The following is an 8,741-nucleotide window of genomic DNA, read 5'->3' as shown; positions in this document are numbered from 1 at the left end:
CTTGAAGCTTCAAATCAACGAAGCCAAGAGCGCTGTGGCCAGTGCCTTTGGGCGCAAGTTCCTGGGCTACGAACTGTGGGTGGCCAAGGGCCAAGAGGTTAAATGTGCGGTGGCCTACAAGGCGCTGGACAACTTCAAGGCTCGCATGCGGCAACTCACACGCCGCTCGGGCGGGCGCAGCATGGCGCAGGTGGTGGAGAAACTCAGGCCCTACCTGCTGGGCTGGAAGGCTTACTTCGGGATGGCGCAAACGCCCAAGGTCTGGCGAAGGCTGGACGAGTGGCTGCGCCACCGGCTCAGGGCAATCCAGCTCAGGCACTGGAAACGGCCAAAGACGATCTACCGGGAACTCAAGGCGCTGGGGGCGTCCGATGATGTGGCAAACCAAGTGGCGGGCAACTGCCATAGATGGTGGCGTAACAGCAACGGTGTCATCAAGCGCGTGTTGACCCTTGCGTACTTTGACCGGCTGGGCGTGCCCAGGCTGTCATGACCTCAAGCTCTCGAACCGCCCGGTGCGGACCCGCATGCCGGGTGGTGTGGCAGGGGTGCAGCCGATAATGGCTGCCCCCTATGCCGATACCTGTGACCCACGTCCAGTCACCCTGGACGCTGTGGCGCCACCGCGGCTGACTTATGCTCAGCGACATGCTCAAACCCCTGCCTATTTTTGACCCGCGCGAGGTGCCGGTCGTGCATGGCCTGGCTGGCGACGGCCTGCGCCCCCCGGCGGCTGACCGTCTGACACCGCAGGGTCTGCGCCAATTGTTTGCCAGCCCACCAGCCTGGACGCCCGAGCTGCTGCAGGAAAAAAAGTTTGCCGACCGTGCGCCTGCCCAGGCCGCTGTGCTGCTGCCCCTGGTGATGCGTGAGCAGCTCATGCTGATCCTGACGCAGCGCACACGCCACCTGTCAACCCACTCGGGACAAATTGCTCTGCCAGGCGGCAAGCTCGATGCCACCGATGCCAGCGCCACGGCCGCAGCGCTGCGGGAAACGCACGAAGAAATTGGCCTGCCGCCGGAACGGGTGGAGGTGTTGGGCACCTTGCCGGTGTATGTCACCGGTACCGCGTTCACCGTGACACCCGTGGTGGGCCTGGTGCGGCCGGGCTTCGCCTTGCAGCCCAATCCGCACGAAGTGGACGATGTGTTTGAAGTGCCGCTGGTCTATCTCATGAATCCGCTGCACCACCGCCGCCACGCATGGACCTATGAGGGGGTGGTGCGCGAGTGGTATTCCATGCCATACCAGGACGGCGCCCAGGAGCGCTTCATCTGGGGCGCCACGGCGGGTATGTTGCGCAACTTCTACCGCATGCTCAGCGCGTGAGCTGCCGTATAGGGCGATTGTCTGGTTTCTGTTCGGTGGTGCAGCCGGTGCAGTGTCTGGCACCTGCGCCGCTATGATGGCGGCATGAGTTTTTTCGCCATCCTGATCGCACTGTTGCTGGAGCAAGCTCGCCCACTCGCGCACGACAATCCAGTGCACGCGGGCTTGCGGGGCTGGGCCCGCACGGTGCGCCGCAATCTGGACGCCGGACAATCGGCTCACGGCTGGGGGGCTTGGGCACTGGCAGCGGGCGGCCCTTCGCTGTTGGTTGGGCTGGTTTACTGGGGACTTTGGCAGTTCAGCACCGTGCTGGCCTTTGCCTGGATGGTGGGGGTTCTTTACGTGACCCTGGGCTTTCGGCAGTTCAGCCACCATTTCAGCGAAATTCGTCAGGCGTTGGATGTGGGCGACGACGTGGCGGCGCGTGACAAGTTGGCGCAATGGTTGCAAGTGGATGCCAGCAGCCTGCCGCGCACCGAGCTGTTGCGCCAGGTGATCGAGCATTCGGTGCTGTCTGCCCACCGGCATGTGTTTGGTGTGCTGGTGGCGTTTGTCGTGTTCTGGGTGCTGGGCCTGGGGCCCGCGGGCGCGGTGCTCTACCGCATGGCCGAGTACCTGTCGCGCAACTGGCGCGTTCGCCCCGATGGCACGCCGAGCGAAGCCTTGCGCAGTGCCGCAGCGCAGGCCTGGCAATGGGTCGACCACCTGCCGGCCCGCGTGACGGCGCTGGGCTTTGCCATTGTGGGCAACTTTGAAGAAGCGGTGGCCAGCTGGCGGGGTGACGCAGAACGCTTTGCTCCGGGCAGCGACGGTGTGGTGCTGGCCGCCACCTCGGGCGCGCTCAATGTGCGACTGGCGTCGCAGCCTGAGGGCAGTGGCCCCGCCGACGATGCTGACAGCAGCCAACGACCCGAACCCCAGCTCGCCCACCTGGGCAGCGTGGTGGGCCTGGTGTGGCGCAGCGTGGTGCTGTGGATGTTGTTGCTGGCTCTGCTGACGCTGGCTCGACTGGTAGGCTGACAGGCCGACAGCCCCAGCGCTTATCTTTTCAGTAGCGCCGCTTGTTCGACAGCTCGTCAAACAGTTCCTGGTAGATCTGGTAGCGGTAGGGGCTGATGGCCAAGGCGTCGCTGGCCGCCAGTTCGTCACCGGTCTGCACATGCGACACCACGGCGCAGCCGGGTTCGTGCAGATGGGTGCAGTTGTAAAAGCGGCAGGTGCCCAGGTTGGCGCGCAGGTCGGGCATCAGGTGTGCCAGCTGCATGGGTTCTATGTGGTTGAGCCCGAACTCCTGGAAACCCGGCGAATCGATCAGCGCGGTCTGGCGCTGTTCGTCCACCCAATACCAGGTGGTGCTGGTGGTGGTGTGCTTGCCCGAATTGAGCGCGCGAGAAATTTCGCCGGTGAGTGCTCGCGCATGGGGTACCAGGCGGTTCACCAGCGTGCTTTTGCCCACGCCCGATGGCCCGAGCACCAGCGTGCGTTTGCCCGCCAGACGGGCTTGCAACTCATCCAGACCGGCTTCGCTGGTAGCTGCGGTTTCCCCTTTGAGCCGCAACGGCAGCACCGAGCAACCCATGCGGCGGTAGGGTGCGAGACGCGCCCACGCGCGGTCAAAGCCCGGTTGCACATCGCTTTTGTTGAGCACGATCAGCACATCAATGTGCTCGGCCTCCGCCGCAATCAGGGCGCGTGCGAGCTGGCTTTCTGAAAACTCCGGGTCCGCTGCCACCAGCACCAGTATCTGGTCCAGGTTGGCTGCAAACGACTTGGTGCGCATCTCGTCCTGCCGGTAAAACAGGTTGCGCCGCGTCTGCACGCGCTCAATGCTGCCTTCGTCGCCGGTGATTTGCCACAGCACCTGATCGCCCACGACGACCTGGCTCTTTTTGCCACGGGGGTGGCAGATGCGGCGTTCGCCATCGGGGCTTTCCACCAGGCAGTGCCGCCCGTGGGCCGCTACCACCAGTCCGTCGGTGGGGGGTGTGGTTGCAACGCTGGCCCCAGAGGGCTGCGTGGTGTGGCTGCGCTTCAAACGGTGTGCCTGTCCGAATGAATGTCCGAATTTGGGTGTTGCATTCAGGCTTTCAGCAGCGCATCAACCGCAGCGGCGCAGAAAAAGTCGCTCGCCGAAATGCCGCCCACGTCGTGCGTGTTGAAGCGCACGTTGCACCGGCTGTAGCCCAGCGCCAGGTCGGGGTGGTGGTCTTCGCGGTGGGCCACCCAGGCCAGCGCATTGACGAAGGCCATGGTTTCGTGGAAGTTGGCAAAGGTGTAGGTCTTCTCCAGCGAGCCGTCGATCAACTTCCAGCCCTGGGCGGCGTCGCCGTTGAGCTGGGTCAGTTGGGTCACGATTTCGGTGGCCGACAGCGCGCGGCGGTTGTGGTGAATCGGGTTCATGGTGTGGGTGTCCGTGTGCCTTCAGGCGGTGTGGTCGGGGCCGGCCGCCAGCAGGCGGGCCAGGCGCTCGCTGGCGGGTGGGTGCGAGTAATAGAACTGCGCATACACCGGGTCGGGCGTGAGCGTGCTGGCATTGTCCTTGAACAACTTGAGCAGCGCACTGGCCAGGTCGGCTCCATTGGTCTGGGCCATGGCGTAGGCGTCGGCTTCAAATTCGTGGCTGCGCGACATGCGCGCCATCAGGGGTGAGAGGAAAAAGGTGAGCAGGGGAACCGCCATCATGAACAGCAGCAGCGCCAGCGCGTTGTTGGGCGCCTCCAGCGACGGCATGACGCCCAGGCCGGTGTAAAACCAGGCTTGGCCCGACAACCAGCCCAGCAGCGCAAAGCCCGCCAGGCTCAAACCAAACATCAACACAATGCGCTTGATGATGTGGCGGCGCTTGTAGTGTCCGAGTTCGTGCGCCAGCACGGCGTCAATTTCGGCCGGGTTGAGCTGCTGCAGCAGGGTGTCAAAAAACACCACGCGTTTGGCGGCACCAAACCCGGTGAAGTAGGCGTTGGCATGGGCGCTGCGTTTGCTGCCGTCCATGACAAACAGACCTTTGGCGGCAAAGCCGCAGCGCTGCATCAGTGCGTTCACGCGGGCCTTCAGCGTTTCGTCTTGCAGGGGCTCAAATTTGTTGAACAAAGGAGCAATCACCGTGGGGTACAGCACCAGCGCCAGCAGGTTGAAGGCCATCCACACGCCCCAGGCCCAGAGCCACCAGGTGGCGCCTGCCGCGCCCATGAGCCACAGCACCAGGGCGGCAATGGGCAGCCCCACCAGGGCGCCCACAAGCGCACCTTTGAACAAGTCACCCAGCCAGAGGGAGAGGGTCATTTTGTTGAAGCCAAAACGCTCTTCAATGCGAAACGTGGCCCACCAACCCAGCGGCAGGGTGATGAGCCCGCCGAGGAGCGCGAAGGCAGCCAGCAAAGCCAGTTGTTGCACCATGCCGCCACCCAGCGCGCCCAGCAGCGTCTGGTTGAGCCAGTCCAACCCACCCAGCAGCGTCCAGCCGAGCAACAGTGCGGCATCAATGGCCATCTCCAGCAGGCCAAAACGCGACTTGGTGATGGTGTAGTCGGCCGCTTTCTGGTGTGCTGGCAATGCGATGGTGTGGCTGAAGGCCGCTGGCACGGCGCCCCGGTGGCGCGCCACGTGCCGTATCTGGCGGCTGGCCAGCACGGTGCGCGTGATCAGGCTGAGCACCAGCAAGGCGCAAAAAACGGCGGTAAAGGTCAATGATGCGGTGTCCATGCCCGTGAGTCTATCGAAGACAGCACCAGCGGATGCGCGCGGACCACTGGTTTCCCCCAGGCGTTTGCGGGCGACTGCCCCGGATCGGCGAAAATCCCGCCATGAAATTGCACAACCCTACCGAACATGCTGTGTCCGCTGCCCCAGTCGCAGTGCCCACCTTGGCCAAAAGTGACCAAAATCTGGTCTGGATCGATTGCGAAATGAGCGGTTTGGACCCCGAAAAAGAACGCTTGCTGGAAATTGCGGTGATCATCACCGGCCCGCAATTGACGCCGCGCGTGGAAGGCCCCGTGCTGGTGATCCACCAGAGCGACGCTGTGTTGGGTGCCATGGACAACTGGAACAAGGGCACCCACGGACGCAGCGGCTTGATTGACAAGGTGCGCGCCAGCACCGTCACTGAAGAGCAGGCACAGGCCGAGCTGCTGGCCTTCATTGGCCAATACGTGCCCAAAAACAGCTCACCCATGTGTGGCAACACCATCAGCCAGGACCGCCGTTTTTTGGTCAAGTTCATGCCCAAACTGGAAGCGTATTTCCATTACCGCTGCCTGGACGTCAGCACGCTCAAAGAGTTGGCCAAACGCTGGAGCCCAGCGGTGTACGACGCTTTCAAGAAGCACCAGAAGCACACCGCGCTGGCCGACGTGCACGAGTCCATCGACGAACTTGAGCACTACCGCACGCACTTTTTGCGGTAGGTCTTTGTCGCCACCTTCGGGTGCACATGCGCTGTGCGGGGCGCTACAGGCGCGGTTACCTCGGTCTTTTGCGTGTCAAAATCGTGACATATTCGCGAGTTTTCCATGACAAAAAAATCCAAGTCCCGCTTCGTCTCCAAATACCAAGACGTGTTGCAACTCGGCGCTGCCGTTTTCTTCCTGATCGTGGTCGGTGTCTACGCCTCGCTCACCGGCGCGTCGACAGCAGGCCTCTCATCGTCGGCCGTGTGGCTGTTGATCGTGGCCGCGTCTGTGGGCGCCTACATGGCCATGAACATTGGCGCCAACGATGTGGCGAACAATCTGGGCCCTGCGGTGGGTTCGGGTGCCATCACCATGGGCTGGGCCATCCTGATTGCCGCTGTGTTCGAAGCCTTGGGTGCCATCGTGGCGGGCGGCGAAGTGGTGGGCACCATCAAGGGCGGCATCATCGACGCCAAGCAAATCACCGACCCCAGTCTGTTTGCCTGGGTCATGTTTGCAGCCTTGCTGGCAGGTGCCCTCTGGCTGAACCTGGCCACGGCGGTGGGCGCACCTGTTTCCACCACGCATTCCATCATTGGCGCCGTCATGGGTGCCGGCATTGCGGCTGGCGGCTGGGGTTTGGTCAACTGGGGCACCATCGGCGCCATTGTGGCGAGCTGGGTCATTTCGCCTCTGATGGGCGGCGCCATTGCGGCGGGTTTTCTCTACCTCATCAAGCGCAGCATCACCTACCGGGCTGAAAAAACCGAGGCCGCCACCCGTATGGTGCCCTGGCTCATCGCTGCCATGGTGTGGGCCTTTGTGACTTACATGATGCTCAAGGGCTTGGGTCAACTGGTCAAGGTGGGCTTTTTGGCCGCGCTGCTGGTGGGCGCCGCCTTGGCCCTTGTGGCCTGGGCGGTGGTGCGCAAGCCCGTCGCGCGCATGGCTTCGCGCCAAGACAACAGCAAAGACGGTGTGAACCGCCTGTTCACTTGGCCGCTGGTGTGCTCTGCGGCGTTGTTGAGCTTTGCACACGGCGCCAACGACGTCGCCAACGCCATCGGCCCGCTCGCGGCCATTTACGAAGCCGTGAAGTCAGGCGCTGTGGCCACCAAAGCCGCAACGCCCCTGTGGATCATGGTGCTGGGTGCGCTGGGTCTGGCCATCGGGTTGGCTTTGTACGGTGCCAAGCTGATCCGCACCGTGGGCAAGGAAATCACCGAGTTGGACAACATGCGTGCGTATTCCATCGCCATGGCTGCCACGCTCACCGTGATCGTGGCGTCGCAGCTGGGTATGCCGGTGTCCACCACGCACGTGACGATTGGCGCGGTGTTTGGTGTAGGTTTCCTGCGTGAGTTGCTCAAGGTGAACTACGCCAAGATGGAAGCGGTGGTGTTTGCCGGCCACCAAGGGCAAGACCGGGCCGAGGTCGAGGCTTACCTGCAGCGCTTCGAGGCGGCCGAGGTGCAGGAGAAAAAACGCATGCTGGCCGAGATGAAGCGCCGCACCAAGGCGCGCGAAGAGGCCGAAGGCGCCCTGTTCGCCAAGAGCGAGCGCAAGGCGCTGAAGAAAGCCTACAAGCAGGAAATCGTCAAACGCTCTGTGGTCATGCGTATCGTCGCAGCCTGGATTGTCACCGTGCCTGCCACGGCTGTGCTGGCGGCCATTCTCTTTCACATCGTGGCGGCGGTGCTCAGTTGAGTTGAGTGAAAAATATTTTCAGGGTTTTCCCTAAAATCTGCCATAATCGGAGGCTGCGCAGGAAACTGCGCTGATTTGTGCATCTGCCTCACACTCAGAGTCCTGATACCGTCGGGAAGCCAGCAGCAAAACCGCTCAAGCTTCCCCACTGACGGCCACGACCGTGACAGCCATTCACCTTCGGTGGATCTTCGCGGTTGATGTTTATCTCCAGGGCCCATGCGCCATCCTCTGTCAGATTTTTCGATCTGACGAGCGGCGCTCTTCGTTTGATGGTTGATGTTTTTGCCAACCACGAATGAAGCAGCCTGAAACTGCGGCACCGGCTTTGCCCGCTTGCCCGGAACAGTTCCCGCTTTGCTCGATCACGTGCGCTCCACTTTTTTGCGCACAGGATGATGGAACATGAACGACTCATTGGATTTCTCCGACAACACCCGCGACGAATTTTCGCCTGCGCAAGACGCTTTTATCGCTGAAGTGGCCGACGTGGCCGTTGAAGCCGCCACCGACGACATGGCCGACGCCGCACCGGTGCCGACCGAACCCAACGGTTTTGAATTGCTGGGCTTGGCGCCCGAGCTGGTTCAAGCCTGTGCCGATCTGGGCTATATCAAGCCCACCCAAGTGCAAATCAACGTCGTGCCCAAGGCCATGCTGGCCGAAGGCGAAGCGCGTTACGCCGACCTGATGGTCTCCAGCCAGACCGGCAGTGGCAAAACCGCTGCATTCTTGCTGCCCGTGCTGCACACCCTGCTGCAACAGCAGGCACAAGCCGAAGCCCAAGAGCGTGCCGACTTTGACCGCTCCGTGGCCGAAGCTCTGGCCCGAGGCGAAGTTGCCCCCAAGCGCCCCAAGCGCAAAGACCCCACCAGCGCACGCAACTTCAAGGCCGCCACCCCTGGCGCCCTGATTTTGTGCCCCACCCGCGAACTGGCCCAACAGGTGGCGCAAGACGCCATCGACCTGGTGCGCCATTGCCGTGGCCTGCGCATTGCCAACGTGGTCGGCGGCATGCCTTACCAGGTGCAAATTGCCCGCCTGCAAAACGCCGATCTGGTGGTGGCCACGCCTGGCCGTCTGCTGGACCTGCAGCGCTCGCAGCAAATCAAGCTCGACAAAGTGCAGTTTTTGGTGGTGGACGAAGCCGACCGCATGCTCGACCTGGGCTTCTCCGACGACCTGGCCGATGTCAACGACATGACCAGCCAGCGCCGCCAGACCATGATGTTCTCGGCCACGTTCGCGCCCCGCATTCAACAGCTCGCCATGCGCGTGATGCACGACGGCGGCAAGCACGTTCAAAAAGTG

General features: G+C 62.7%; 9 protein-coding genes. 6 read left to right on the top strand and 3 right to left on the bottom strand.

Features of this window, described 5'->3' with window-relative positions:
- The 3 genes from Q7J58_RS08040 to Q7J58_RS08030 form a co-directional block, all read left to right on the top strand.
- Window positions 1–493, top strand: a 493-nt coding sequence (locus Q7J58_RS08040) for a group II intron maturase-specific domain-containing protein (protein WP_304825931.1), incomplete at its 5' end; no start/stop codon positions are given.
- Between the two features lie 155 nt (window positions 494–648).
- Entirely contained in the window at window positions 649–1,332 is a 684-nt protein-coding gene (locus tag Q7J58_RS08035) for a CoA pyrophosphatase (RefSeq protein WP_304825928.1), read from the top strand.
- Window positions 1,333–1,416: 84 nt separating this feature from the next.
- Window positions 1,417–2,352, top strand: a complete 936-nt coding sequence (locus Q7J58_RS08030; RefSeq protein WP_304825925.1) for a CobD/CbiB family protein — start codon at window positions 1,417–1,419, stop codon at window positions 2,350–2,352.
- A 28-nt stretch (window positions 2,353–2,380) separates the two neighbouring features.
- Here Q7J58_RS08030 and rsgA read toward each other — a convergent pair whose 3' ends face one another.
- The 3 genes from rsgA to Q7J58_RS08015 are packed head-to-tail and all read right to left on the bottom strand — an operon-like array spanning window position 2,381 to window position 5,034.
- Window positions 2,381–3,367, bottom strand: a complete 987-nt coding sequence (gene rsgA, locus Q7J58_RS08025; RefSeq protein WP_304825922.1) for a ribosome small subunit-dependent GTPase A — start codon at window positions 3,365–3,367, stop codon at window positions 2,381–2,383.
- 44 nt (window positions 3,368–3,411) lie between these two features.
- Window positions 3,412–3,732, bottom strand: a complete 321-nt coding sequence (locus tag Q7J58_RS08020; protein ID WP_304825919.1) for a 4a-hydroxytetrahydrobiopterin dehydratase — start codon at window positions 3,730–3,732, stop codon at window positions 3,412–3,414.
- A gap of 21 nt (window positions 3,733–3,753) precedes the next feature.
- Window positions 3,754–5,034 (bottom strand): M48 family metallopeptidase, encoded by a 1,281-nt coding sequence (locus tag Q7J58_RS08015; RefSeq protein WP_304825916.1) that lies wholly within the window; start codon window positions 5,032–5,034, stop codon window positions 3,754–3,756.
- A 101-nt stretch (window positions 5,035–5,135) separates the two neighbouring features.
- Between Q7J58_RS08015 and orn the strand changes: the two genes are divergently transcribed.
- The 3 genes from orn to Q7J58_RS08000 all read left to right on the top strand — a co-directional run.
- A complete protein-coding gene (gene orn / locus Q7J58_RS08010; RefSeq protein WP_304825913.1) occupies window positions 5,136–5,738 on the top strand; it encodes an oligoribonuclease in 603 nt (200 codons plus the stop codon).
- Between the two features lie 105 nt (window positions 5,739–5,843).
- On the top strand, window positions 5,844–7,430 hold the full coding sequence (locus Q7J58_RS08005; protein WP_304825910.1) for an inorganic phosphate transporter: 1,587 nt from the start codon (window positions 5,844–5,846) through the stop codon (window positions 7,428–7,430).
- 405 nt (window positions 7,431–7,835) lie between these two features.
- The coding region (locus tag Q7J58_RS08000; RefSeq protein ID WP_304825907.1) for a DEAD/DEAH box helicase at window positions 7,836–8,741 on the top strand (906 nt) is incomplete at its 3' end.

It is taken from the genome of Hydrogenophaga sp. (genome assembly GCF_030656115.1).
Classification (GTDB): domain Bacteria; phylum Pseudomonadota; class Gammaproteobacteria; order Burkholderiales; family Burkholderiaceae_C; genus Hydrogenophaga.
The sequence above is the reverse complement of the archived record's forward strand: the minus strand, read 5'-3'. Positions and strand labels throughout refer to the sequence as shown.

Bases quoted from the DNA above. Each gene is read 5' to 3' on its own strand.
- Q7J58_RS08035 (WP_304825928.1), top strand. From the start codon at position 649: ATGCTCAAACCCCTGCCTATTTTTGACCCGCGCGAGGTGCCGGTCGTG.
- Q7J58_RS08030 (WP_304825925.1), top strand. From the start codon at position 1,417: ATGAGTTTTTTCGCCATCCTGATCGCACTGTTGCTGGAGCAAGCTCGC.
- Q7J58_RS08020 (WP_304825919.1), bottom strand. From the start codon at position 3,732: ATGAACCCGATTCACCACAACCGCCGCGCGCTGTCGGCCACCGAAATC.
- Q7J58_RS08015 (WP_304825916.1), bottom strand. From the start codon at position 5,034: ATGGACACCGCATCATTGACCTTTACCGCCGTTTTTTGCGCCTTGCTG.
- orn (WP_304825913.1), top strand. From the start codon at position 5,136: ATGAAATTGCACAACCCTACCGAACATGCTGTGTCCGCTGCCCCAGTC.
- Q7J58_RS08005 (WP_304825910.1), top strand. From the start codon at position 5,844: ATGACAAAAAAATCCAAGTCCCGCTTCGTCTCCAAATACCAAGACGTG.